The organism is Streptomyces sp. NPDC018693, assembly GCF_044391385.1.
GTDB lineage: Bacteria > Actinomycetota > Actinomycetes > Streptomycetales > Streptomycetaceae > Streptomyces.
This window is the reverse complement of the sequence record NZ_JBIRZZ010000003.1, coordinates 144,659-169,209: the sequence shown is the minus strand read 5'-3', so window position 1 is coordinate 169,209 and position 24,551 is coordinate 144,659. Positions and strand designations below refer to the sequence as shown.

Sequence of the window (24,551 nt, the reverse complement as noted above, 5' to 3'; positions counted from 1 at the left end):
GCCAGGCTGTGCTGAACTGCTGCTACCCCCCTACGCCCCGAACCCCCGCGACACCGTATAGATCAGCAGGCCCGCCAAAGAGCCCACCACCGTGCCGTTGATGCGGATGAACTGGAGGTCGCGGCCGATGTGGGCCTCGATTTTGCGGGTGGTGTGTTCGGGGTCCCAGGCGGCGACGGTGTCGGTGATGAGGGAGGTGATCTCGCGCCGGTAGGTGGTGACCACGTGGACGGCCGCGCCCTCCACCCAGCTGTCGACCTTGTCCTGGACGTGGGGTTCGCGGGCCATGCGGGCGCCCAGGGAGAGGAGGGATGCGCGGACGCGCAGCCGCAGCTCGCTGCGCTCGTCCTCCGCGGCGGCGACGATCATGGATCGTACGGCGGTCCAGGCGGAGGTGATCAGGTCCTGGACCTCGTCGCGGGCCAGTACCTCGGACTTGAGGCGTTCCACACGCGCGCGTGTGTCCGTGTCGGCCTGGAGGTCGGCCGCGAAGTCCGTGAGGAAGCGGTCGAGGGCGCCGCGCGCCGGGTGGGAGGGCATGTCGCGCATCTCGGCGCAGAAGCGGAGCAGTTCCTTGTGGATGCGTTCGCCCACCCGGCGGTCCACGAAGCGCGGGGTCCAGCCGGGGGCCCCGCCCTGGACGGCGTCCATGACGGAGTCGCTGTGCAGGACCAGCCAGTCGTGGGCCCGGGTGACCACGAGATCGACGAACCGTTTGTGGCCGCCGTCGGCCACGACCCGCTCCAGCAGCTTCCCGATGCCCGGGGCGATCTCCTGCGCGTCGGCGCGGCGCGTGATCGCCTCGCCCACCACCGCCTGGACGTCCGAGTCCCGCAGGACGGTCAGCGCGCCGCGCACGGCCGTCGCCAGTTCCGCCGTCACCCGGTCGGCGTGGTCCGGCTCCGCGAGCCACGCGCCGAGGCGGCTGCCGATGCCGACGGCGCGCAGCCGCTGACGTACGACGTCCCCGGAGAGGAAGTTCTCGCCGACGAACTCGCCCAGGGACACGCCGAGGGCGTCCTTCTTGGTGGGGATGATCGCGGTGTGCGGGATGGGCAGGCCGAGGGGGTGGCGGAACAGGGCGGTCACCGCGAACCAGTCGGCGAGCGCGCCGACCATGCCGGCCTCGGCGGCCGCGGCCACATAGCCGGCCCAGGGGCCGGCGCCCTCGTGCGAGGCCCACTCGGCGAGGACGTACACCACGGCCACGAACAGCAGCAGGCCCGTCGCGGTGAGCTTCATCCGCCGTACGCCGCGCTGCCGCTCCTCGTCGGCGGGGGTGAAGGCGGTCATGGTGCGGTGGGAGGGCGTCGTCGCGCCCGGCGTCGTGCCCGACGCCTCCGACGGCCCCGGTGCGTCCGCCGCTTCCGTACGTTCCATGCGCTCCACCCGTTCGCCGGCCACCGTCCGTCTCGCCCCCGTACTCATTGTCCCTTCCTGTCCTGACGACTCCCGGAACGGGACAGGAGTTCCCGGCGTCGGCCCGGACAGGGATGGCGGCACATGGACCGTCGGCTGGGGGGTGAGTGCGCAACTCGGCGCTACGAGGTGCCGCTGCGCCCACCCGTGCCGCCCCAGCGGCACGACTGCCCGCAGCTACGCAGCAGCCCGACCGACTACTCCCCGCCCTGCCCCTCGCCCAGCTCCTTCGCCGCCGCCCTCCGCTCCAGCTTCTCCCGCCGCCGTTCGTCGCGGAGCCGCTGTCGTTCGGCGCGGGTGATCTTGCGGACGACGCTGACGCCGCCCCAGAAGGCGAAGCCCGTCACGATCACGCGGGGGGCGTCGGGGTCGCTGGGCGTGCCGTCCTCGCGTTGGTCGAAGCCGCCCATGATGCCGATGCCCCGGACGACGACGTCGACGCCGGGCGGCACGATCACCGTCACCCCGCCCATGATCGCGACGCAGTTGATCACGGCCTCGCGGTCGGCGAAGTCCGCCTCGCGCAGGTCGATCTCCCCGCCACCGCACAGGGCGACGCAGTTGAAGCGCCGGGGCGCGGTCCACCGCCCCTTGCGCTGGAAACCGGACATCACGGCGACGGCCCAGTGCGACGAGCCCTCGCCGCCCACGATCCGCGCCGCCCAGCCGTCCCGCTCGGCGGGATGCTTGGTCATGTCGACCTTCGGCCCGGCCGGCAGGTCCCTGGTGAGCGGCGTCAGCTCGCCGTACGTGCGGGCCCGGTACGTGGCCTCCAGCCGTTCCTCGAACTCCTCCATGTCGAGACGCCCCTCGGCGAGGGCGTCCCGCAGGACCTCGGCGACCCGCTCACGGTCGGCGTCGGAGGCGCGCAGCTCCGGCAACTCGTCGGTCATGTACAGCAGCCTACGAGCCGACCCGCACCGCGGCTACGAGACCGCCGCCCCCGCGTACATCTTCGCGATCACCGTCTCGATGTCCGGCTCCCGCACCGACAGGTCCACCAGCGGATACTCCGCCGCGATCCGCGCCACCAGCGGCGCCGCCGACTCGGCCGCCGGGAAGGCCAGCCACTGCCGGGGCCCGTCGACCTTCACGACCCGCGCGGGCGGCGCCTCGACGGGCGGCAGCTCCCGCTCCAGGTCGACGACGAGGATCCGCTCGCTGTCGCCCGCCTCGTGGAGGCCGGCCAGCGGGCCGTCGTACATGAGGCGGCCGTGGTCGATGACCATCACGCGGGAGCAGAGCTGCTCGATGTCCTGGAGGTCGTGGGTGGTGAGCAGCACCGTGGTGCCGCGTTCGGTGTTCAGTTCCCGGAGGAATTCGCGCACTCTGGCCTTGGAGATGACGTCCAGTCCGATCGTCGGCTCGTCGAGGTACAGCACCTCGGGGTCGTGCAGCAGGGCCGCCGCGATGTCGCCGCGCATCCGCTGGCCGAGTGACAGCTGCCGCACCGGTACGTCCAACAGGTCGGCCAGGTCGAGGAGTTCGACGAGCCGGTCCAGGTTCTGCCGGTAGCGCGCGTCCGGGATGCGGTACATGCGGTGCATCAGCCGGTAGGAGTCGATCAGCGGCAGGTCCCACCACAGGGTCGTACGCTGCCCGAAGACCACACCGATGCGATGTGCGAGGCGCGTCCGTTCGCGGGACGGGTCGATGCCGGCGACGCGCAGCCGGCCGCCGCTCGGGGTGAGGATCCCGGTCAGCATCTTGATCGTGGTCGACTTGCCGGCGCCGTTCGGGCCGATGTAGCCCACCATCTCGCCGCGCGTGACGGAGAAGGAGAGCGCGTCGACCGCTCGTACCGTCCGGCGTTCCCGTTTCAGGAAGCCGGTCTTCTTACGGACCTCGAACACCTTCTCGACGCCCGCCAGCTCGATGAACGCCTCACCCATGTCTCATCAACTCCCGGTACTCCGATACGACCTGAGCCCCGCCCGCCACGCCAGGCCCGCCAGCGCGCAGCACACCACCGCCACCAGCGGCGACGCGAACGCCATCTGCTCCGGCAGCCCCAGCGGGTACGGCCGCCCGAGGACGTACGCGGCCGGCACCCAGTTGACGAAGGCCAGCGGGAGCAGGAAGGTCACCCCGCGCACCAGGTCCTTGCCGAACACGGTCGGCGGGTACTGCAGCAGCGTCTGGCCGCCGTAGGTGAAGGCGCTCTGCACCTCCGCCGCGTCCTGCGTGACGAACTGGAAGGCGGCCCCCGCCACCAGCAGCGAGGAGAAGATCACAGCGCCGCTCAGCAGCATCACCGGCACCAGCAGCGCCTTGGCCGGCGTCCAGTCGACGTCGAGGGCGAGCAGCGCGTAGCCGAGGACCAGCACGCCCTGGGTGATCCGGCTGACGCGGCGCAGCGCGAAGCGGTCGGCGGCCACCTGGGCGAGCACCGGGGCGGGCCGCACCAGCAGGGTGTCGAGGGTGCCGTCGCGCACCCGGCTGCCCAGCCGGCCCGCCGAGCCCAGGGCGAGGTCGGCGATGCCGAAGGAGGTCGCGGAGACCCCGTAGAGGAAGGCCACCTCGGGCAGCGTCCAGCCGCCGAGCGAGTCGACCTGCGAGAACATCAGCAGGATCGCGACAAAGTCCAGGCCGGTGACCAGCAGCCCGCCCAGCGCGGTCATCAGGAAGGACGCCCGGTAGGCCAGCGTGGAGCGGATCCACATCGCGGAGATCAACCCGTAGGCCCGCAGCCCCTCGGCCAGACGGCCCTGCCCCGGACGACCGTCCGCCAGGCGCACCTCCACCAGACGCCCCTCCGCCAGGCGCCCCTCCACCAAGTCATCGCGCTCACCCACCCTGGACCACCACCCGCCGCGTCGCCGCCGACTGCACCAGCCGTCCCGTCGCCAGCAGCACCACCGCCCACACCGTCTGGAACGCGAAGACCGGCAGCGGGTCGGCCTCGCCCATCAGCAGGTCGGCGGGCATCTGGAGCTGCGCCGCCCAGGGCAGGGTCCGTACGACGTCGCCGAGCAGGCCGGGGAACACGTTCAGCGGCAGGGTCATGCCCGAGCAGAAGATGCCGGTGACCATCAGCACCTGGAGCGCGCCCGTGCCGTCCATCAGCCAGAAGGCGCTCAGCGCCACCAGGTAGCGGATCGCGAAGCTGACGATCATCGCGAGGGCGAGGGCGACCAGGAAGGCCAGCCAGACCAGCGGGTCGTCGGGGAGGGCCGTGGGGAAGACCAGCCATCCGAAGACGAAGGGGACGACCCCCCGGCCGAGCAACTGGAACGACGCCCGCCCGACGTCGTTCGCCAGCCACCACAGCTGGAGGTCGGCAGGCCGGTACAGGTCGATCGCCACACCACCCGTTCGGATGCGCTCGATCAGCTCGTTCTCGAAGCCTCCGCCCTGGATCGCCAGGGTCGCGTACAGCGCCTGGCCGAGCCACACGAAGGTGACGGCCTGCGCCTGGTCGTAGCCCCCGAGGTGGGGTTTCTCGTCCCACAACGCCAGATACGTGTACACCAGGATCAGGCCGAAAACCGTGTTGGTGAACACCCCGGCGGCGGTGGCCACCCGATACGTCGCGTACCTTCTGAATCCCCCCGCGACGACGGCCGCGTACAACCGCGCCGATCCCACGGCGACCACCTTCCTGGATCCCTCACCCGTGCGCGTACCGAAGCGAAGGACCTTAGTCCGCGCGAGCAGGCGCACGCCACGCGTTTTCGATACGAACGCGCGCCGATTGCCGGGAACGGATCGCCCGGTGCGAGAGTCTTCAACGAGGGGGACGCAACCAGCCGTACAAGGCGTACGAGGCGTACGGGAACGTACGACGCGAAACAGGAGTCCGTGCAGCACATGAGTGACGAGCCGCAGCCGCAGCAGCCGACCGAGGATCCGGGCGGCGGCGGGACCAAGAAGCCCAAGCGGCCGAAGCGGACCGGCTGGCGCCGGCTGATCCCCACCTGGCGGATGGTGCTCGGCACCTTCCTCGTCGGTGTGCTGCTGCTGATCGGGCTGTTCTTCCTCGGCTACTCGATGGTGAAGATCCCGCCGGCCAACGCGCTCGCCACCAAGCAGTCCAACCTGTACCTGTACGCGGACGGCACCGAGATCGCCCGCGACGGGCAGGTCAACCGGGAGAACGTCACCCTCGCCCAGATCTCCAAGGACGCCCGGTACGCGGTGCTGGCCGCCGAGGACCGCGACTTCTACAGCGAGTCCGCCATCGACCCGAAGGCGATGGTGCGGGCCGGCTGGAACACCGCGCTGGGCAAGGGCAAGCAGTCCGGCTCGACGATCACCCAGCAGTACGTGAAGAACTACTACCTGGCCCAGGAGCAGACCGTCACCCGCAAGGTGAAGGAGTTCTTCATCTCGATCAAGCTGGACCAGGAGCAGAGCAAGGACAACATCCTGGAGGGCTACCTCAACACCAGCTACTTCGGCCGCAACGCCTACGGCATCCAGGCCGCCGCGCAGGCGTACTACGGCGTCGACGCCGCCGAACTGACCGCCGCCCAGGGCGCCTACCTGGCCGCGCTGCTGAACGCGCCCAGCGAGTACGACGTGGTCGCCAACCCGGAGAACCGCAAGGCCGCCGAGGCCCGCTGGAACTACGTCCTGGACGGCATGGTGAAGGAGGGCTGGCTGGAGAAGTCGCAGCGCGACGCGGCGAAGTTTCCGACGCCGCGTGAGGAGAGCGCCGCCGACACCGGTATGTCCGGGCAGCGCGGCTACATCGTGCAGGCGATCCGCGGCTACCTCATCAAGCACGACATCGTCGACGAGGAGTCGCTGGCCGCGGGCGGCTACCGCATCACCACCACCCTGCAGAAGGACAAGCAGGACGCCTTCGTCGACGCGGTGAACGACCAGCTGATGGCCAAGCTGGACAAGAAGAACCGCAAGGTCGACACGTACGTCCGCGCGGGCGGCGCCTCCGTCGACCCGAAGACCGGGCATGTCGTCGCGATGTACGGCGGCATCGACTACATCAAGCAGTACACGAACAACGCCACCCGCCGGGACTTCCAGGTCGGCTCCACCTTCAAGCCGTTCGTGTTCACCTCGGCGGTGGAGAACGGCTCCACCACCCAGGACGGCCGCCCGATCACCCCGAACACGGTGTACGACGGCACCAACAGGCGCCCGGTGCAGGGCTGGAGCGGCGGCTACGACCCGGCGAACGAGGACGACGTGTCGTACGGCAACATCACCGTGCGCACCGCCACCGACAAGTCCGTGAACTCGGTGTACGCGCAGATGGCGGTGGACGTCGGCCCGGAGAAGGTCAAGCAGACCGCGGTCGCGCTCGGCCTGCCCGCCGACACGCCCGAGATGCACCCGTACCCGTCGATCGCGCTGGGCGTGGCCAACGCCAGCGTGCTCGACATGGCGGAGGCGTACGCGACGCTCGCCAACCACGGCAAGCACGGCACGTACACGATGATCGACAAGGTCACCAAGGACGGCGTCGAGGTGACGCTGCCGGAGCAGAAGGCCACGCAGGCCATCAGCCGGGAGGCGGCCGACACCACCACGGCGGTCCTGCGGAGCGTCGTGGAGAAGGGCACCGCGACCGCCGCGCTGGCCGCCGGCCGCCCGGCCGCCGGCAAGACCGGCACGGCGGAGGAGGACATGGCGGCCTGGTTCGCCGGCTACACGCCGGAGCTGGCGACCGTCGTCGCCGTCATGGGCCAGGACCCGGTCACGGCCGAGCACAAGAAGCTGTACGGCGCGTTGGGGCTGCCCCGGATGAACGGTGGCGGGGCGCCCACGGACATCTGGGCGCAGTTCACCAAGGAGGCCCTGAAGGACACCCCGGTCACCGACTTCGACCTGGAGCTCCAGGAGGGCGCCGACGTCGTGGTCGAGGTGCCCAGCGGCACGCCCTCGCAGGACGGCGGCACCGGCGGCGACCAGGGCGGCGACGACCCGTCCACGGACGGCCGGGACACGCAGGGCCAGGACTCGCGGGGCGCCTCGCAGGGCCAGACCGGCGGCGGCACGGCCTCCGGCGGCACGACCTCGGGTGGTACGACGACGGGCGGTACGGCGTCCGGCGGCACCACCGGGGGCACCACCGGCGACACGACCACGGGCGGCACCACCGGGGACACCACCACGGGCGGCACGACCGGGGACACGACGTCGGGCGGCACGACCGGGGACAGCACGTCCGGCTCCACGACCAGCGGCGGGGTGCCGGGCGGCGCGATCGGCGGCGGCGCGGGCACGGGCGGACCGGACACGCAGCTGAGCGGGCGCCGCGAGGTGACCTGACAGGGGCAAGCGGAAGGGGCTGGTGACGATGGTCACCAGCCCCTTCGACCGTAGGTCTACAGGTACAGCCCGGTGGAGTCCTCCGACCCCTCGAAGCGGTCGGCCGCCACCGCGTGCAGATCGCGCTCACGCATCAGCACGTACGCGACCCCGCGCACCTCGACCTCGGCCCGGTCCTCCGGGTCGTACAGGACCCGGTCGCCGGGCTCCACGGTCCGTACGTTCTGCCCCACCGCCACGACCTCGGCCCACGCCAGCCGACGGCCGACGGCCGCCGTGGCGGGGATCAGGATGCCGCCGCCGGAACGCCGCTCGCCCTCGGAGGTGTCCTGCCGCACGAGTACACGGTCGTGCAGCATCCGGATGGGCAGCTTGTCCTGATGGGGGGTGCTGTGCTCGTTTCTGTTGGCGCTCACACCTCGAACCTACCTGCCTTCGACGCGGCCGTCCGCGACCGGGTCAGCCCTTGCGCCGGCGGCCGCTCAGCACGAGCAGCCCCACCACCCCGACCGCGACGAGGGCGACGGGCACGATGCGCTCCATGCGGGGCGCGCCCTCCTCGTCGGTGAACTGCGCCCTGACGTCGCTCACGACCCGGTTGACCTGCACATATGCCCGGCCGAGGGTGTGGTCGATGTTGGCGACGACCTTGGCCTTGGCATCTGTGACGATGGTCTGCGGGTGCACCCGCACCCCGATCTCGTCGAGCGTATCGGCCAGCACTTCGCGGCGGCGCTTGATGTCCGCCTCGATCTGCGCCGGGGTTCTGGTGTCCGACGTGTCCGCCACCGTACGGCCTCCGAAGTCGACTGATGCTGCTGTGGTGCTGCTGCGGACAGTCTGTCAGCTCCGGGGGCGCCCGCACTGTCAGGACCCCCGGTTACGCTCGATGCATGAGCGAACGACTGCAGCCCGGGGATGTGGCCCCCGCCTTCACCCTGCCCGACGCCGACGGCGGCGAGGTGTCCCTCGCCGACCACAAGGGCCGCAAGGTCATCGTCTACTTCTACCCGGCCGCCCTGACCCCCGGCTGCACCAAGCAGGCGTGCGACTTCACGGACAACCTGGAACTGCTGGCCGGCGCCGGGTACGACGTGATCGGCATCTCCCCCGACAAGCCCGAGAAGCTCGCGAAGTTCCGCGAGAAGGAGGACCTCAAGGTCACCCTCCTGGCGGACGAGGACAAGAAGGTCCTGGAGGCGTACGGCGCCTGGGGCGAGAAGAAGAACTACGGCAAGACGTACGTCGGCGTCATCCGCTCCACGGTCGTCGTCGACGAGACCGGCAAGGTGGAACGCGCCCTGTACAACGTGCGCGCGACAGGCCACGTAGCCAAGATCATCAAGGACCTGGGCATCTGACACCCTCTCCCGCTCCGACGGGCCAGGCGTGGGGCATGGGCGGCAGGACGGCCTACGATCGCGACACATTGACGGCCGCTGTGGGCCAGTCACGGTCCTGGACGAACTCATGCGTCGGCTGGGCCTGAAGCCCAGCGGCGGGCAGCGGCGAGTGCTTCAGCAATGGGTCGCCGCTCACGGCATCGACACCAGCCACTTCAAGCATCGCAGCCCCTGGCTCACCTACTCGGACGAGGCCATCGCGAAGGCGGTCGCCTCGTCCACCACTTTGCGTGAGGTGGCGACTGGAGCTCGGCGCCACTCCCTCGACCGGCACGCTCACACACATCCGCCGCCGTATCGAGACGGCAGGTATCGACATCAGCCACTTCGCGGGAATAGGTCGCGGCAGCCTCGATCTGCCGTTCACGGACGAGGAGTTGCGAGCCGCCGCCGCGTCGGCCGACAGCATCCGAGCCGCCGCCAGAACCCTGGGGATCCCGGACGACGGCCGGGCCCGGACAGCGCTCGGGCGCGCATTCAAGGAGCGGCGGATCGACACGTCGCATTTTTCCCACAGCCGCATCTCCCTTCCGGAGCAGCGTCTGCGCCTCGCCGTACGGGAGGCCACAGGTTACGCCGACGTCATGCGGGCGCTGGACCTCGAAGTGAATGACACCAATCACCGCCGCGTTCGCCGCAAGGACGCTGGTGGTCCTGCCCCCGGGTTCGGCACGCCCGAACCGGGAGCGGCTGCACGCGGCGCTTCAGCAGCTGGGTGTGCCGTATCAGTGCACATCCTGCGGTAACCGCGGCGAATGGCTCGGACAGGCGATCACGCTGCAGATCGACCACATCAACGGCGACTGGCTGGACAACCGCGTCGGGAACCTGCGGTACCTCTGCCCGAACTGCCATGCCCTGACCAGCACATGGTGCCGTAAGAAGGTCGGGCGCGCGAAGGTCGATGGCCCCCGTACACTGTGGGCACCGAGCGGCGCCGGTAAGCCGGATGTCCGATTTGGGGCGGTCGTGGCGAAATAGGCGATACGCGCGGGTTTTAGGTGCCCGTGGGAGCAATCCCGTGTGGGTTCGAGTCCCACCGACCGCACACACTGTCAGGTGTTGGACATCCACACCCCGACCACCACCCCCATGCTGACGATCATCGAGAAGGTGATCCACAGCAGGGACGGGGTGTGGAGTTTCACCTTGATGTCGGGGTTTTGTTCCTGTCTGAGGATGTCGGCGGCCACCCACTTCTTCACGGGGGCGATCATGATGACGAACATGAGCAGGATCGCGGTGTAGAGGTAAAGGGTGACGGCGAGGGAGTAGCTTTTCGCCAGGGCGTAGAGGAGGAGGGTTGCGCCCAGGACGGCGGGGATGAAAGAGACGCTTTTCTTGCCTTTTGGGGTCGGCATGGCCCAGCGCATCACGGCGATGTGCAGCGGGGTGGTGGCGGCGGCTATCGCGAACCAGGCGTAGGTCGGCAAGGAGAGGAACATCGGCGGGCCCTTCCGGGACGGAATACGGGTGGGGTGTGCCGTTTGTGGAATTGTGCATTCCGCATTCCGTCCCGGATCGTATCACCGGCCTTTTACCACGAGTCGGCTACCACGGGGTCAGCGCGTGCCAGGCGTCACTGACGGTGTCGGTGACGGTGTCCTTCGCGTCGTCCCACTTGGTGGTGAACACGCCGATGGCCGGGGCCAGCACCTCCTGCTGGAGGCGCGCGGCGATGACGGGCGCGGAGCGCAGACCGTCGACGCCCCAGTCGATGATTCCGGAGACCCCGCCGAACTTGGTGAAGGGGACACCGCCGGTGAGGACGCCGATGGCGACGCCGGCCGCGGACTGGAGGAAGGCGCCGGAGGTCCAGCCGTCGGTGAAGCCGGTGATGACGGCGCCGGCGACACCGGTGATGAGGGAGATGGAGCCGGCGACTCCGGCGATCGCCTCGCCGAGGGGCGGGGGGATGAGGAGGGAGGCGGCCGCGACGCCGCCGCTGATGGTGGAGACGGCGGACAGGACGTTGGCGACCTCCCGCCAGTCGTCCTTGGTGCCGCCGAGGAAGGTGCCGGGCTTGTCCACCTTGTCGCTGTCGGCGGTGTCGGAGGGGTCGACGCCCTCCTGCTTGGCCTTGCGGGCCGCCTCGGCCGCCGCCCGCGCCGCGGCCTCCTGCTCGGCCTTGCGCTTGTCGAGTTCGATCTGCTTGGCCTCGGCGGCTGCCAGTGAGGCGGCCTTGGCGTCCTGGCCGGCCTGGATGGCCGAGGCGCGGGCGGCGTTCGCGGACGCCTGCGCGTTGTTGGCGGAGATCACGGCCGCGCTCGCCGCCGCGGTGGCCCGGTTGGCGGAGTAGTTGGCGCGGCGGGCGGCGCCGCGGGCGGCCAGGGCGGCGCTCTTCGCGGTCGCCGCCGACGCCGCCGCGTCCTGTGCGGACTTCTCCGCGGCGTCGGCGTTGGCGTCGGCCTGCGCCGCGTACTCGGATGCCTTCTGGGCGGACTGGTAGGCGGCGTCGGCCCACTTCTGCGCGTCGTCCGCGGCCTGCCGTGCCTCGGCGGCCGCCTTGGACGCCTCGGCGGCGGCGGTCTGCGCGTCCTGGGCGACCTTCGCGGCGTGGGCGAGGGTGGCGCGGATGGCGGCGATGTGCGCGGCGGCGTCGGCGTCGAGCTGCACCATGCGGGGGTGGACGGTGGTGAGGAAGTCCCGGAGCATCCAGTCCGGGCCCTCCAGGGCCACGTTGGCCGCCATCTTGGTGTAGGGGCCGGCGGTGGAGAGGACGGAGAGGACGGCGACCTGGTCGTCCTCCTGCTGGGCCGCCGCGTACTTGGTGGCGAAGAAGTCGTGGACGGCCTGGGCGGAGCCGTCGGCGAGGGCGTTCTCGGCGGCCCGCTTCACGGCGGGGCCGGGCTTCTTGCCGAGGATTCTGAAGATCGCGACGGTGTTGTCGTCCTTGGCCGCCTGGATCATTCCGCCGGTGAGGAAGGCGGACGGGGCGCCGGGGTCAGTGGATTCGAGGGCCTGCTGGGCCGCCGCGGCCACGTTGGCGGTGGAGATCTGGGCGATGTAGAGGACGGTTTCGCGGTCGTCCGTGCGCTGGGCGATGGCCCGGTCGGCGTCGACCCAGTTGAGGACGGTCTCGTCGTCGCCGGCGAGGGCGAACTCGGCGGCCTCGCGGGTCCAGGTCCCGTTGGAGGCGAGCAGGTTGACGCAGGCCCGGCGGCCGGCGGTGACGGCGGTCGCGCGGTCCCCGGCGGCGAGCGCGCTCTCGGCCTGGGCGATGAGGTCGCGGGTCTCGGTGTCCAGCGCCTGCTGCTGGGTGAGCTTGTGGCGGGCGGCCTCGACGTCCTGCTGTTGCAGGGCGGCGAGTCGGCGGGCCTGGTCCACGCCCTCCTGGGTGTGCTGGTCGATCTTCGCGAGTTCCGCCTCGCGGGCCTGCTGTTCGACGGCCTGGGCGTCCGTGACGGCCTTCACGGCGGCGTCGGCGGCGGCCTTGGCGTCGGCGGCGTAGGCGGTGGAGCGGTTGGCGTGGTCGATGGCCTGGCCGGCGTACTTGGCGGCCTCATCGGCGGCGTCGGCGGCCTTCTCGGCGTGGGCGGCGGCGGAGTTGGCGGCGTCGCGGGCCGCCGCTGCCGCGGTGGCGGCGGTGGCGGCGAGGGACGCGGCGGCGTTGGCCGCGCTGGTGGCGCGGGCCGCGGCGGCGTCCGCCTCGGCGGCGGCGGCGCGGGCCGCGGCGGCCTCCGCCTGGGCGACTCCGGAGGCGGTGGCGGCCGCGGCGGCGGAGTTCGCGGCGGAGGCCGCGTTGCGGGCTGCCGAGGCGGCGGCGCCGCCGGCGACCTTGGCCTGGTTGGCGGCGGTCGCGGCGTGGTCGGCCGCCGCCGCTGCCGTACGGGCCTTCGCGGCCGCGTTGCGGGCGCCGACGGCCGCGTCCTTGGCCGCCTGGGCCTTGGAGGCGTCCTTGGAGGCGGCGATGGCGGCCTTGTAGGCGGCGGAGGCGGCGTGGGCGGCGTTCGCGGCGGCGGCCGACGCGGCGTTGGCGGCCCAGGCGGCGCGGCGGGCCGCGGACTGGGCGGCGTGGGAGGCGGAGATGGCGGTGCGGGCGGCCTGCGCGGCGCCCTTGGCGGCGCCGGCGGCCTTGCGGGCGGCGCGGCCGGACTTCTCCACGTCGTTCTGCGCGGCCTGGGCCTCGGCGGCGGCCTCCTCGGCCGCTTCCTTGGCCTTGGCGGCGGCCGTCTGGGCCTTCTCCGACTCGGCCTTCGCCTGTTCGGTCGTCAGCTGGGCGCGCCTGCCCTCGCGTTCGACGACGGCGACGAGCTGGTCGATGGTCGCGCTCTCCTGGTCGCGGGCGCGCGCGATGTGCTGTCCGACCTCCAGGAACCAGTGGATGGCGCCGGCCGTTCCCTGGTCGAGGGCGCGTTGGGCGTAGAGCGCGACCTCGGGTGAGGCGGTGTTGAGGATCTTGAGGACCTCGGCCCGTTCGTCGTCGAGGCGGGCGGTGAACTGGGTCTGGGTGACGAACTTCATCAGCGCGTCGTGCGACCCGTCGGTGAGGGCGGTGTCGGCGGCGGCCCGGACGCTGGTCTCGCCCTGGTTCTTCAGGGTGAGGGTGAGGACGCGGAGGTCCTCCAGCTGTGAGCTCTGGTAGCCGCCGGCGAGGAAGGCGGCGATGGCCTCGTCGCCGCCGCTCAGTGCGGTGGTGATGGCGGTCGCGGCGCCCTTGCCGGAGGCGGCGAGGGCCTTGAGGAGGGCGACGCGGTTGTCCTCCGCTACGGCGGCGGGCAGTCCGGTGGCGACGAACGCGTCGAGGTCGGCCGGGGTGCCCGTGAGCGCCGCCGCCGCTGCCTTGCGCACCGCCCGGCCGCCCGCCTTCCACGCGGACACGGCCCTGCCGCGTGGGGTGTCGGGGAGGGAGGGGGAGGTGGGTATGTCGTCGGCGGTGGTGGCGGCGAAGACGCGCGCGGTGCCGGCGAGGGGGAGTGCCGCGGCAGCCGTGGTGGCGGCGGCGACGGTGAGGATCCGCCGTCTGCTCCAGTACGTGGTGTTCAACGAATGTGCCCCTGTATCGGCGATGGGAAATCTGCCAGTCCTGTGCCTGTTCTTGCCTGTCCGGCAATCAGGCGAAGGGACAGTATCCGACCGACACAAATTCGCGCCGCATTACCCGGAAGTTAAGTTCCAGAAGCTCCGCCTTTCCTTTACAAGCCCTTCACGTGAGTTCGTACAACCCTTTTCAGATGTGATGCGGCTCACGATCCAAGATGCCTCTTCGCCCGTTTTTCTGCGTTACCTCCGGTGGACAGGGGTCGGAGTCCCGCACTTATATGCGGGAGGCTGCGGAACTAGCCGTGCATTTCTGAGGGGGACTTTCTTTCCAATTCGATGATTACGGCCCCGTAGCCTTCCCACTTGTTTCAGAAGAGGACGCGAAGAGGACTGCGATGAAGGCACGTAGCACAATTGCGGCAAGACCGAGGCGCCTTGTCGGGCGCGCGCTGGGCACCGCCGCGGCGGCCGGTGCCCTGGCGTGGCTCGTGATGGCCGGCGGCGCGCAGAGCGGCGGAACCTCCGTCGAGGCCGTCGCCGACGAGGCCCCCGGATACGCCGTGGAGAACTTCGACTACCCGCAGGCCGACAAGATCCTCGCGGAGAAGAACATCGTCCTCAAGCGCGGCGACGGTCACATCACGCTCGCCGACTGCGTGGCCGGCACCGGTCAGCTGGAGATCTGGGCCCGCAGCAGGGACAAGGTCTGCTTCCAGGTCACCGGCAACTCCGGCTGGCTGACGCTGGAGATCCCGTCGGTCTACGGCGTGCGCGGCAACGACTACTCGACGCAGGTCGACATGACGACCGGCGCCGAGGAGAAGAGCTTCGACGTCGCCAAGAACAGCTGGACGCCGGTCGGGGAGAGCGCGGACGAGCAGGGCCGCGAGTTCATGCTCGTGGAGATCCGGACCAGCAAGTAGGGCCTGTCACCCAGGCCCGGCAGACCTCAAGCCCAAGGAATCACGTCATGCGACACACCAGACACGTGCGCCTCGCCGCGCTGGCCACGGCCCTGCTCGCGGGTCCGATCGCGCTGTGCGCCGCGCCCGCGTCCGCCGTCACCGGCACGCCCGTGGCAGACGCCACCTTCGCCGCCAGTGCCCAGATCATCGTCGGCGACGACTACAACCACGGCTGCTCCGGCGTCCTCGTCGACCCCGAGTGGCTGCTCACCGCCGCCAGTTGCTTCGCCGACGACCCGGCCGTCTCGCTCGCGGTGCCCGCCGGCAAGCCGGCGCTGCGGACGACCGCCACCATCGGCCGCTCCGACCTGACCGGCACCGACGGCGCCGTCCGCCAGGTCATCGAGCTCGTCCCCCGTACCGACCGCGATGTGGTCCTGGCCCGGCTGAACCGTCCGGTCACCAACGTCGCCCCCGTCGCCCTGGCCACCGCGGCGCCCGCCGCCGCGCAGGAGCTGACCTTCGCCGGATACGGCCGTACGAAGACCGAGTGGGCGCCGCTGAAGCTGCACACCGGCGTGTACACGGTCGACGCGACCGACGCCACCACGGCCACGGTCACCGGCAAGAACGGCGCGGCCGCATGCATGGGTGACACCGGCGGCCCCGTGCTGAACGCCGGGAAGCAGCTGGTCGCCCTCAACAGCCGTTCCTTCCAGGGCGGTTGCTTCGGCATCGACGCCGCCGAGACCCGCACCGGCGGCATCACCGCCCGCGTCGACGACCTGTCCTCCTGGGTGGCCTCCAAGGTCGACGCGGTGCGTCAGACCGACTTCAACTGCGACGGCGTCGAGGACGTGGCGATCGCCGACCCGGCCGCCACCGTGGGCGGCGACTCGGGCGCCGGTCTGGTCCGCGTGGTCTACGGCGGCGGCAAGGGCACCGCCCAGATCGACCAGGACCTCGACTGGGTGCCCGGCGTCTCCGAGGCCAACGACTGGTTCGGTGAGGACCTCGACACCGTCGACTACGACCAGGACGGCTGCACCGACCTGGTCGTCGGCATCCCGTCCGAGGACCTCGGCTCCGTCGCGGACGCCGGTTCCGTGCAGCTGCTGTACGGCGCGCCCGGCGGCCTCGGCACCGGCGCCGTCAAGGCGACCGTGTACGAGCAGGGCGCGGGCAACGGCTCCCTGAAGGCTTCGACCCCCGAGACCAGCGACCGTACGGGTCAGTCCGTCGCGGCCGGCGTCACCGCCGCCGGTGAGCCGTTCATCGTGATCGGCGCGCCCGGCGAGTCCCTCGGCTCGCTCGCCAAGGCGGGCTCGGCGTACTACGTCCACGGCAGCACCAACATCGCCTTCCACCAGGACAGCACGGGCGTTCCGGGCGGCGCGGAGGCGGGCGACCAGTACGGCAGCGCCGTCGCCGCCGACGCCAACTTCATCGCCGTCTCCGCTCCGCGCGACGACATCGGGGGCGACGCGGACGCGGGCAATGTGCAGGTCTTCCGGCACACCCTGAACTCCGAGGGCCGCCCGACCGCGGTGTTCGGTCTGGACCAGGACCAGCAGACGGTCTCCGGCGGCGCCGAGGCCAGTGACCTGTTCGGTGACTCGCTCGCCCTGGTGGCGTACCGCCCGTCGGGCGCGGCCGCGGCCACGGACTCGATCCTGATGGTCGGTTCGCCGGGTGAGGACCTGACGATCGACGGGACCAACCGGGCCGACGCGGGCATGGTCCACGCCTTCCGTGTCACCGCCGCGGGCACCTACACCATGACCAGCACCTACCACTCGGGCACCAGCACGGACGACGTGTCCGGCACGGCCGAGACGAGCGACCGCTTCGGCTCGACGATCACCGCCGTCAACACCAGGCCGCGCTCGGTGAGCACCACCGCGACGCTGAAGATGGCCGTCGGCATTCCGGGTGAGGACCTCGGTTCGGCCGCCGACGCGGGCGCCGTGCACACCTTCTCGCTGCTGGGCGCCCGCGGTGACAACGACCGCTGGCTGGAGGTCGGCGACGGCGACGGCATCCCGGGCACGCCCGGTACCAGCCAGCGCCTGGGCCACAGCATCCACTTCACCGGCACGCGCCTCTACGTCGGCATGGCCTACGGCCCGTCCTCGTACGGCACCCTGTACGCCCTGCCGCTGTCCAACGTGACGGCCGGCGGCACGGTGGCCCCGGTCACCACGTACCAGCCCGGCACCGGCGGTCTGCCCGCCGCGGGCGCGCGCTTCGGTTACGCGGCGCGTTAGGCGACACAGCGAGAAGCCCTCGGCGGACCGTCCGGTCCCCGAGGGCTTCCTGCTCTTCCGGTGCCGGTTTCAACCGTTTCCGGTCAGCCGTTTCCGGTCAGCCGTTTCCGGTCGGCCGTTTCCGGTGCCGGTCAGCCCAGCAACTCCCGTACGACCGGTACGAGCGCCCGGAACGCCTTGCCGCGGTGGCTGATGGCGTTCTTCTCCTCGGGGGTCAGTTCCGCGCAGGTCCTGGTGTCCCCGTCGGGCTGGAGGATCGGGTCGTAGCCGAAGCCGTGGCTGCCCACGGGGCTGTGCCGCAGCGTGCCCGGCAGCCTGCCCTCGACCACCCGCTCCCGCCCGTCGGGCAGGGCGAGTGCCGCCGCGCAGGCGAAGTGGGCGCCGCGGTGGGCGTCGTCGATGTCGGCGAGCTGGGCGAGCAGCAGCTCCAGGTTGGCCCGGTCGTCGCCGTGCCGGCCCGCCCAGCGGGCGGAGAAGATGCCGGGCGCGCCGCCCAGTACGTCGACGCACAGCCCGGAGTCGTCCGCGACCGCCGGGAGCCCGGTCGCCCGGGCCAGCGCGTGGGCCTTCAGCAGCGCGTTCTCGGCGAAGGTGACGCCGGTCTCCTTGACGTCGGGGACGTCGGGGTAGGCGTCCGCCCCCACGAGTTCGTGCCGCAGTCCGGCGTCGGCGAGGATCGCCCTCAGCTCGGTGATCTTTCCGGCGTTACGGGTGGCGAGAATCAAGCGGGTCATGCCCGCACAGTAGTCGGGAACTACGGTGTGCAGACCTTGGTCAGTTCGCCCGCCGCGTCCACCACCGGACCGAGGTCGGGTGTGGTGTCGCCGTTGTTCACCGCCGTGCGGACGTTGTCCACGGCCTTGGACAGGTCGTCCACCGCCTTGCTGACGTCGGCGTTGTCCGTCTTGTCCCCGATCTCGTCGAGGTTCCGGTCGATGGAGGTCAGCGACTCCTCCAGCTGCGTGGGGTCGTTGGAGGCGTTCTCCACGGCCTGCTGCAGGTCGGTGACGCTGTCGGCTATGGCGTCGGCGGTCTGTACGCAGTCCAGCGCCTTGCTGACGGCGTCGCAGCCGGTGGTGGCGAACCCGGCGGTCAGCGTGACGGCCGCCACGGCGGCGGCGATGGCGGTACGGCGACCTCGGCGTCGTCGGCTCGCGGCCATGGTGCTGTGTCCTCCCCTGTGTCGGGTCCCCTCGGACCCTTTCGTGTACTGCCCAAGACGCGGCGGCGGGCGGCGGGGTTGCCCGTGCCCGCCGCCCGTCTTGGCGTGCCTTTTACTTTTCCAGGACGGTATCAAGGGCGGCCCGCTGCACGGCAGTCAATTCCGCGCAGCCCGAAACCGCCAGGTCCAGCAGGGAGTTCAGCTCCTCGCGGGCGAACGGCTCGGCCTCGGCGGTGCCCTGGACCTCGACGAAGCGGCCGTCGCCGGTGCAGACGACGTTCATGTCGGTCTCGGCGCGCACGTCCTCCTCGTAGCAGAGGTCGAGCAGCGGGACACCGCCGACGATGCCGACCGAGACCGCCGACACGGTGCCGGTGAGCGGCTGGCGGCCGGCCTTGATCAGCTTCCTGCCCTGCGCCCAGGAGACGGCGTCGGCGAGGGCGACGTACGCGCCGGTGATGGCCGCGGTGCGGGTGCCGCCGTCGGCCTGGAGGACGTCGCAGTCGAGGACGATGGTGTTCTCGCCGAGCGCCTTGTAGTCGATGACGGCGCGCAGGGAGCGGCCGATGAGGCGGGAGATCTCGTGCGTACGGCCGCCGATGCGGCCCCTGACGGACTCGCGGTCGCCGCGGGTGTTGGTGGCGCGGGGCAGCATGGAGTACTCCGCGGTGACCCAGCCCTCGCCGCTGCCCTTGCGCCAGCGGGGGACGCCCTCGGTGACGGAGGCGGTGCAGAGGACCTTCGTATCGCCGAAGGAGACGAGGACGGAGCCCTCGGCGTGCTTGCTCCAGCCACGCTCGATGGTGACCGGGCGGAGCTGTTCGGGGGTGCGGCCGTCGATTCGAGACATGCCGCTGAGCCTAGCCGTAGCCGCCGAAGGGGCTCCTCCCGCGGTGGGAGAAGCCCCTTACGGGTGAGCGGGGTGGGCTCACATCATGTCTTCGATCTCCGCGGCGATCGGGTCGGCGTCGGTGCCGATGACGACCTGGATGGCGGTGCCCATCTTCACGACGCCGTGGGCGCCGGCGGCCTTCAGGGCGGCCTCGTCGACCAGGCTCGCGTCGGAGACCTCGGTGCGCAGGCGGGTGATGCAGCCCTCGATCTCCTCGATGTTGTCGATGCCGCCGAGCCCGGCGACGATCTTCTCAGCCTTGCTGGCCATTCCGTCTCCCTGAGTTGCCTGAGTTGCCGATGTGCCTGGATTCCCTGAGGGTGACTGCTTTGTCGCAGTACCCACAGTTGGCCCAGCTTTGCGAGCAGTCATGCCATGCGTACCGAATGATGGCGTCACAACAGCGGGACCGCCCGCAACTGGTCTACACCAGAGGATGCCATGAGTAGCGAGAGTGCGGTCAGCCCCGTACGGGCGCGGTGGCACACCCTCTTCCAGGGTCTGCAGAAGATGGGCCGCAGTCTCCAGCTGCCGATCGCCGTCCTGCCGGCCGCGGGCATCCTCAACCGGCTCGGGCAGCCGGACGTGTTCGGGGAGGACGGGCTCGGCTGGGGCGACGTCTCCAAGGTGATGAGCGGGGCGGGCGGCGCCCTGCTGGACGGCTCGCTCGGGCTGCCGCTGCTGTTCTGCGTAGGCGTCGCGATCGGCATGGCGCGGAAGTCGGACGGCTCCACGGCGCTCGCGGCGGTCGCGGGCTTCCTCGTCTACTACAACGTGCTGCACCAGTTTCCCGAGGACTGTGCGGAGGGGGCGACCGCGCTCAACACCGGCTGCCAGGCGGCGGACGGGGCGGTGACCCCGTTCTCCTACCAGAACCCCGGGGTCTTCGGCGGCATCGTGATGGGTCTGCTCGCGGCCTTCTTCTGGGCGCGTTACCACCGTACGAAGCTGGTGGACTGGCTCGGCTTCTTCAACGGGCGGCGTCTCGTCCCGATCATCATGGCGTTCGTCGCCATCGCCTTCGCGGCGCTGTGCCTGTGGATCTGGCCGCCGGTCGGTGACGCGCTGGAGGACTTCAGCGACTGGCTGAGCGACGCGGGGGCCTGGGGCGCGGGCATCTTCGGCGTCGCGAACCGGGCGCTGCTGGTGGTCGGGCTGCACCAGTTCCTGAACGTGCCCATGTGGTTCCAGTTCGGCACGTACACCAAGCCGGACGGCGAGGAGGTGCACGGCGACATCAACATGTTCCTGGCCGGTGACCCGGACGCGGGGCAGTTCCTTTCGGGCTTCTTCCCGATCATGATGTTCGCGCTCCCCGCGGCCGCCCTCGCGATCACGCACTGCGCGCGGCCGGAGCGGCGCAAGGAGGTCGGCGGGCTGATGCTGTCGGTGGCGCTGACGTCGTTCGTGACCGGCATCACCGAGCCGATCGAGTACTCGTTCCTCTTCATCGCGCCCGCGCTGTACGCGGTGCACGCGGTGCTGACGGGCGTGTCGATGGCGGTGACATGGGCGCTGGGCGTCCACGACGGGTTCAGCTTCTCGGCCGGGCTCATCGACTACATCATCAACTGGAACCTGGCGACGCGGCCGTGGGCGATCGTCCCGATCGGCCTGGGCTTCGCCCTCCTCTATTACGTGATCTTCCGGGTCGCCATCACGAAGTTCGACCTGAAGACGCCGGGACGTGAGCCGGAGGAGGAGCACGAGGACGTCACCAGGGCTTGAGCGTCACCGGGCTCGAGCGTCACCGGGCTCGAGCAGGCACCGACCGTAGCGTTCCGGTTGCGATTCTGACGGGTTCCTTATATCGCCCCCATCGTGCTACAACAGGTCTACACCACTGAGTGGTGTAGACCACCACCGATGGAGGACAACCATGAGCACCGCCACCGCATCGGCGGCCCCCACGAAGAAGTGGGGATCCGGCCTGTTCCAGGGCCTGCAGAAGGTCGGCCGCAGCCTGCAGCTCCCCATCGCCGTACTGCCGGCGGCGGGCATTCTGCTTCGGTTCGGCCAGCAGGACGTCCAAGACAAGCTGAACCTGCCCGACAAGGTCACGGCGGTGTTCGCCACGGCCGGTGGCGCCATCTTCGACAACCTGCCGCTGCTGTTCTGCATCGGTGTCGCGATCGGCTTCGCCAAGAAGGCGGACGGCTCCACCGCGCTGGCCGCCCTGGTCGGCTTCCTGGTCTACAGCAACGTCCTGAAGGCGTTCCCGGTCACCGAGGCCAAGGTCCAGGCCGGCCAGGACATAGCCGCGACGTACAACAACCCCGGTGTCCTCGGCGGCATCGTGATGGGTCTGCTGGCCGCCGTGCTCTGGCAGCGCTTCCATCGCACCAAGCTGGTGGACTGGCTCGGCTTCTTCAACGGCCGCCGTCTGGTGCCGATCATCATGGCCTTCGTCGGCACGGTCATGGGTGTCTTCTTCGGCCTTGTCTGGGAGCCGGTCGGTGAGGTCATCTCCGACTTCGGCGAGTGGATGACGGGCCTCGGTGCCTTCGGCGCGGGTCTGTTCGGTCTCATCAACCGCGCGCTGATCCCGGTCGGCATGCACCAGTTCGTGAACACCGTCTCCTGGTTCCAGCTCGGCGACTTCACCAACGCGGCCGGCGAGGTCGTCCACGGTGACCTCAACCGCTTCTTCGCGGGCGACCCGGACGCGGGTCAGTTCATGTCCGGCTTCTTCCCGATCATGATGTTCGGCCTTCCCGCCGCCGCGCTCGCCATCGCACACGCCGCCCGCCCCGAGCGCCGCAAGGCCGTGATGGGCATGATGATCTCGCTCGCCCTCACCTCCTTCGTGACCGGTGTGACCGAGCCGATCGAGTTCTCGTTCATGTTCATCGCGCCGCTGCTGTACGCGATCCACGCGGTGCTGACCGCGATCTCGATGGCCGTCACCTGGGCGCTCGGCGTCCACACGGGCTTCACCTTCTCCGCGGGCTTCATCGACTACGCGCTGAACTGGAACCTGGCGACCAAGCCCTGGCTGATCATCCCGATCGGCCTGGCCTTCGGAGCGGTCTACTACGTCGTCTTCCGCTTCGCCATCACCAAGTTCAACCTCCCCACCCCGGGCCGCGAGCCCGATGAGGAGGTCGAGGACCTCACCAAGGCGTGAGCCCCGGTCGGGCGGCGGTCACTGCGCGGAGCGCAGCCGCTGCTCGACCTCCGGCCGCAGCGCGTCGACCAGGCGGAGGATCTCCATCGGCAGCGGGAAGATCAGCGTCGAGTTCCGCTCCGAGGAGATCTCCGCCATCGTCGACAGGATCCGCAGATGCAGCGCGGCCGGGTGGCCCTCCAGCCGCTCGGCCGCGTCGCTCAGCGTCTCGGCGGCCTCGTACTCGCCCTTCGCGTGGATGACCTTGGCCCTCCGGTCCCGCTCGGACTCCGCCTGCCGGGCCATCGCCCGCCGCATGGCCTCCGGCAGTTCGACGTCCTTGACCTCGACGAGGGTGACCTTCACGCCCCACGGGTTGGTGACCTCGTCGATGATCCGCTGGAGCCGCTGGTTGATCTCGTCCCGGTTCACCAGCAGCTCGTCGAGGTCGACCTGGCCGAGGATGCTGCGCAGGGTGGTCTGGGCGATCTGCGAGGTGCCCTTGACGTGGTCCTCGATCGCGACGACGGAACGGTTGGGGTCGACGACGTTGAAGTAGGTCACGGCGTTCACCCGGACCGTGACGTTGTCCTTGGTGATGACGTCCTGCGGCGGGATGTCCATGGTGACCGTGCGCAGCGAGACCCGGACCAGCCGGTCCACGAACGGGATGATCACGAACAGCCCGGGCCCTTTGGCGCCGATGATGCGCCCGAGGCGGAACACCACCCCTCGCTCGTACTCGGGGACGATCTTGACGGCCATCAGCAGGAGCAGAAGCACGACCGCGACGGCGACGACGATGGCGGTGACTGCGGAGTTCATGGCGAGTCCTCTTCACTGGTCTCATCGGTCCTTGTCACGACGAGGGTGAGCCCGTCCTGGCCCACGACCCGTACCGCGTCCCCCTCGGCGAGACGCGACGCGTCATGGCTGCGTACGGTCCACCAGGCGCCGTCCAGGAACACCTGGCCGCCGTCGCCCTCGACCCGGTGCACGACGGCCTCCCGCCCCACGAACGCCTCCTCCCCGCCGGCGGGCGGAGCGCGCCGGGCCCGCCAGGCCAGCCGGCCGGCCAGCAGGGCGCCCGCGCCCACGACCACCGCGGTCGGCCACAGCACGGCCGGGTCGACACCCACATCGCCGCGGAACATGAACACCCCGGCCAGCAGCAGACTGACCGTCCCCCCGGCCGCGAACACCCCGACGCCCGGGGTGATCACCTCCGCCGCGAACAGGGCGGCGGCCAGGAGCAGCAGAAGCACCCCGCCCCAGTTGACGGGCAGCACGCTCAGCGAGATGAACCCGAGGATCAGCAGCAGGCTCCCGGCGATCCCGGCGAAGCCGATGCCGGGCGCGGCGAGTTCGTAGAGGACGGCGAGGGTGCCGATGGAGAGGAAGAGGAAGGCCAGTTCGGGGCTGGCCAGCAACTGCCGTACCTCGCCGAGGAAGCCCAGGTCGTGCCCGACGACCTCGGCGCCGGCCGTGCGCAGGGTGACCTCCTGGCCGGACGCGAGCGTCACCTTGCGCCCGTCGATCGCGTCGAGCAGGTCCTCGCGGGTGTCGGCGCCGACATCGGCCACGTCCGTGCGCAGCGCCTCCCGGTCGGAGACCGAGACGCCCTCGCGGACCATGTCCTCGGCGAAGGTCACGCTGCGGCCGCGCCGCTCGGCGATGGACACCGCGAAGGCGGCCGCGTCGTTGACGACCTTGTCGCTCGCCTTCTCGCCCTCCCCGGTCACGGGCGTCCCGGCGCCGATGTGGGTCCCGGGAGCCATGGCGAGCACATGGGCGGACATCCCGATGTAGGCCCCGGCGGAGGCGGCGCGCGCCCCGGAGGGCGCCACATACACGACGACGGGGACGTCCGCGCCGAGGAACTCCTGGACGATCTCCCGGGTCGAGGTCAGCAGCCCGCCGGGCGTGTCCATCTCCACCAGGTACGCGGCGTGCCCGTCGCGTTCCGCGGTACGTACCCCTTCGCGCAGATGGTCGCTGGTCACCGGCGTGATGGTGTCGTCGAGCCGGGTCGCCAGGACGGTCGGCTCCGCGTCCTGCGCCCAGGCGCCGCCCCCCAGCCACGTGACAGCGGCCAGTACGGCCCCCGCGAGAAGGCGACGACGAACGGGCACTCGTGCCGAGTACCCCGAGGGCCCTTACTCAGATCCGGTGCTCAG

At 70.7% G+C, this 24,551-nt stretch carries 22 protein-coding genes and 1 tRNA gene; 8 read left to right on the top strand and 15 right to left on the bottom strand.

Features of this window, described 5'->3' with window-relative positions; translation table 11 throughout:
* Nucleotides 1–30: 30 nt before the first annotated feature.
* The 5 genes from ACH5AC_RS09105 to ACH5AC_RS09085 form a co-directional block, all read right to left on the bottom strand.
* Complete coding sequence (locus ACH5AC_RS09105; protein WP_398861073.1) at nt 31–1,428, bottom strand: DUF445 domain-containing protein; 1,398 nt, start codon at nt 1,426–1,428, stop codon at nt 31–33.
* A 188-nt stretch (nt 1,429–1,616) separates the two neighbouring features.
* The gene (locus ACH5AC_RS09100) at nt 1,617–2,312 is read right to left on the bottom strand and encodes a DUF1707 domain-containing protein (protein ID WP_398861072.1); all 696 of its coding nucleotides are present in this window, start codon (nt 2,310–2,312) and stop codon (nt 1,617–1,619) included.
* Nucleotides 2,313–2,345: 33 nt separating this feature from the next.
* The gene (locus tag ACH5AC_RS09095) at nt 2,346–3,311 is read right to left on the bottom strand and encodes an ATP-binding cassette domain-containing protein (RefSeq protein ID WP_398861071.1); all 966 of its coding nucleotides are present in this window, start codon (nt 3,309–3,311) and stop codon (nt 2,346–2,348) included.
* A 6-nt stretch (nt 3,312–3,317) separates the two neighbouring features.
* The gene (locus tag ACH5AC_RS09090; RefSeq protein ID WP_398861616.1) at nt 3,318–4,082 is read right to left on the bottom strand and encodes an ABC transporter permease; all 765 of its coding nucleotides are present in this window, start codon (nt 4,080–4,082) and stop codon (nt 3,318–3,320) included.
* Between the two features lie 124 nt (nt 4,083–4,206).
* A complete protein-coding gene (locus ACH5AC_RS09085) occupies nt 4,207–5,007 on the bottom strand; it encodes an ABC transporter permease (RefSeq protein WP_398861070.1) in 801 nt (266 codons plus the stop codon).
* A gap of 222 nt (nt 5,008–5,229) precedes the next feature.
* Here ACH5AC_RS09085 and ACH5AC_RS09080 point away from each other — a divergent pair, with 222 nt between their 5' ends.
* Nucleotides 5,230–7,656, top strand: coding sequence for a transglycosylase domain-containing protein (locus ACH5AC_RS09080; protein WP_398861069.1), 2,427 nt, complete (start codon nt 5,230–5,232; stop codon nt 7,654–7,656).
* Between the two features lie 56 nt (nt 7,657–7,712).
* On the opposite strand, the gene ACH5AC_RS09075 is transcribed toward ACH5AC_RS09080, so the two are convergent.
* Both ACH5AC_RS09075 and ACH5AC_RS09070 read right to left on the bottom strand, forming a co-directional pair.
* Nucleotides 7,713–8,072: a GroES family chaperonin gene (locus tag ACH5AC_RS09075; protein ID WP_398861068.1), complete on the bottom strand. Its 360-nt coding sequence runs from the start codon at nt 8,070–8,072 to the stop codon at nt 7,713–7,715.
* A 43-nt stretch (nt 8,073–8,115) separates the two neighbouring features.
* Nucleotides 8,116–8,445 carry a DUF3618 domain-containing protein gene (locus ACH5AC_RS09070; RefSeq protein ID WP_398861067.1) on the bottom strand — a complete coding sequence of 110 codons (330 nt, stop codon included), beginning with the start codon at nt 8,443–8,445 and terminating at the stop codon, nt 8,116–8,118.
* A gap of 104 nt (nt 8,446–8,549) precedes the next feature.
* On the opposite strand from ACH5AC_RS09070, the gene bcp reads away from it, so the two are divergent.
* From bcp to ACH5AC_RS09055, 3 genes are all read left to right on the top strand, one after another.
* Nucleotides 8,550–9,017, top strand: a complete 468-nt coding sequence (bcp, locus tag ACH5AC_RS09065) for a thioredoxin-dependent thiol peroxidase (protein WP_398861066.1) — start codon at nt 8,550–8,552, stop codon at nt 9,015–9,017.
* Between the two features lie 651 nt (nt 9,018–9,668).
* The gene (locus tag ACH5AC_RS09060) at nt 9,669–10,040 is read left to right on the top strand and encodes an HNH endonuclease signature motif containing protein (protein WP_398861065.1); all 372 of its coding nucleotides are present in this window, start codon (nt 9,669–9,671) and stop codon (nt 10,038–10,040) included.
* Nucleotides 10,023–10,107 (top strand) — tRNA-Leu (locus ACH5AC_RS09055). Before ACH5AC_RS09060 ends, ACH5AC_RS09055 begins: the two co-directional genes overlap by 18 nt.
* A gap of 7 nt (nt 10,108–10,114) precedes the next feature.
* Here ACH5AC_RS09055 and ACH5AC_RS09050 read toward each other — a convergent pair.
* Both ACH5AC_RS09050 and ACH5AC_RS09045 read right to left on the bottom strand, forming a co-directional pair.
* Nucleotides 10,115–10,504 carry a hypothetical protein gene (locus tag ACH5AC_RS09050; protein WP_398861064.1) on the bottom strand — a complete coding sequence of 130 codons (390 nt, stop codon included), beginning with the start codon at nt 10,502–10,504 and terminating at the stop codon, nt 10,115–10,117.
* A gap of 106 nt (nt 10,505–10,610) precedes the next feature.
* Nucleotides 10,611–14,045: an ALF repeat-containing protein gene (locus ACH5AC_RS09045; protein ID WP_398861063.1), complete on the bottom strand. Its 3,435-nt coding sequence runs from the start codon at nt 14,043–14,045 to the stop codon at nt 10,611–10,613.
* Nucleotides 14,046–14,437: 392 nt separating this feature from the next.
* Here ACH5AC_RS09045 and ACH5AC_RS09040 point away from each other — a divergent pair, with 392 nt between their 5' ends.
* Together ACH5AC_RS09040 and ACH5AC_RS09035 are read left to right on the top strand one after the other, a co-directional pair.
* On the top strand, nt 14,438–14,965 hold the full coding sequence (locus tag ACH5AC_RS09040) for a hypothetical protein (protein ID WP_398861062.1): 528 nt from the start codon (nt 14,438–14,440) through the stop codon (nt 14,963–14,965).
* A 47-nt stretch (nt 14,966–15,012) separates the two neighbouring features.
* Entirely contained in the window at nt 15,013–17,214 is a 2,202-nt protein-coding gene (locus tag ACH5AC_RS09035; protein ID WP_398861061.1) for a trypsin-like serine protease, read from the top strand.
* Between the two features lie 131 nt (nt 17,215–17,345).
* Here the strand turns inward: ACH5AC_RS09035 and rdgB are convergent, their stop codons facing one another.
* From rdgB to ACH5AC_RS09015, 4 genes are all read right to left on the bottom strand, one after another.
* Nucleotides 17,346–17,948, bottom strand: coding sequence for an RdgB/HAM1 family non-canonical purine NTP pyrophosphatase (gene rdgB / locus ACH5AC_RS09030; RefSeq protein WP_398861060.1), 603 nt, complete (start codon nt 17,946–17,948; stop codon nt 17,346–17,348).
* A gap of 20 nt (nt 17,949–17,968) precedes the next feature.
* Nucleotides 17,969–18,376, bottom strand: a complete 408-nt coding sequence (locus tag ACH5AC_RS09025) for a hypothetical protein (RefSeq protein ID WP_398861059.1) — start codon at nt 18,374–18,376, stop codon at nt 17,969–17,971.
* Between the two features lie 112 nt (nt 18,377–18,488).
* A complete protein-coding gene (rph, locus tag ACH5AC_RS09020) occupies nt 18,489–19,226 on the bottom strand; it encodes a ribonuclease PH (RefSeq protein ID WP_398861058.1) in 738 nt (245 codons plus the stop codon).
* Nucleotides 19,227–19,304: 78 nt separating this feature from the next.
* Nucleotides 19,305–19,640: a glucose PTS transporter subunit EIIB gene (locus tag ACH5AC_RS09015; protein ID WP_398861057.1), complete on the bottom strand. Its 336-nt coding sequence runs from the start codon at nt 19,638–19,640 to the stop codon at nt 19,305–19,307.
* A 69-nt stretch (nt 19,641–19,709) separates the two neighbouring features.
* Here ACH5AC_RS09015 and ACH5AC_RS09010 point away from each other — a divergent pair, with 69 nt between their 5' ends.
* Both ACH5AC_RS09010 and ACH5AC_RS09005 read left to right on the top strand, forming a co-directional pair.
* Complete coding sequence (locus tag ACH5AC_RS09010; protein ID WP_398861056.1) at nt 19,710–20,996, top strand: PTS transporter subunit EIIC; 1,287 nt, start codon at nt 19,710–19,712, stop codon at nt 20,994–20,996.
* A gap of 151 nt (nt 20,997–21,147) precedes the next feature.
* Nucleotides 21,148–22,395: a PTS transporter subunit EIIC gene (locus tag ACH5AC_RS09005; RefSeq protein ID WP_398861055.1), complete on the top strand. Its 1,248-nt coding sequence runs from the start codon at nt 21,148–21,150 to the stop codon at nt 22,393–22,395.
* An 18-nt stretch (nt 22,396–22,413) separates the two neighbouring features.
* Here ACH5AC_RS09005 and ACH5AC_RS09000 read toward each other — a convergent pair whose 3' ends face one another.
* Both ACH5AC_RS09000 and ACH5AC_RS08995 read right to left on the bottom strand, forming a co-directional pair.
* Nucleotides 22,414–23,199: a slipin family protein gene (locus tag ACH5AC_RS09000; RefSeq protein ID WP_398861054.1), complete on the bottom strand. Its 786-nt coding sequence runs from the start codon at nt 23,197–23,199 to the stop codon at nt 22,414–22,416.
* Nucleotides 23,196–24,506 (bottom strand): nodulation protein NfeD, encoded by a 1,311-nt coding sequence (locus ACH5AC_RS08995; RefSeq protein ID WP_398861053.1) that lies wholly within the window; start codon nt 24,504–24,506, stop codon nt 23,196–23,198. The genes ACH5AC_RS09000 and ACH5AC_RS08995 overlap by 4 nt, the downstream gene beginning before the upstream one ends.
* Between the last annotated feature and the right edge of the window lie 45 nt (nt 24,507–24,551).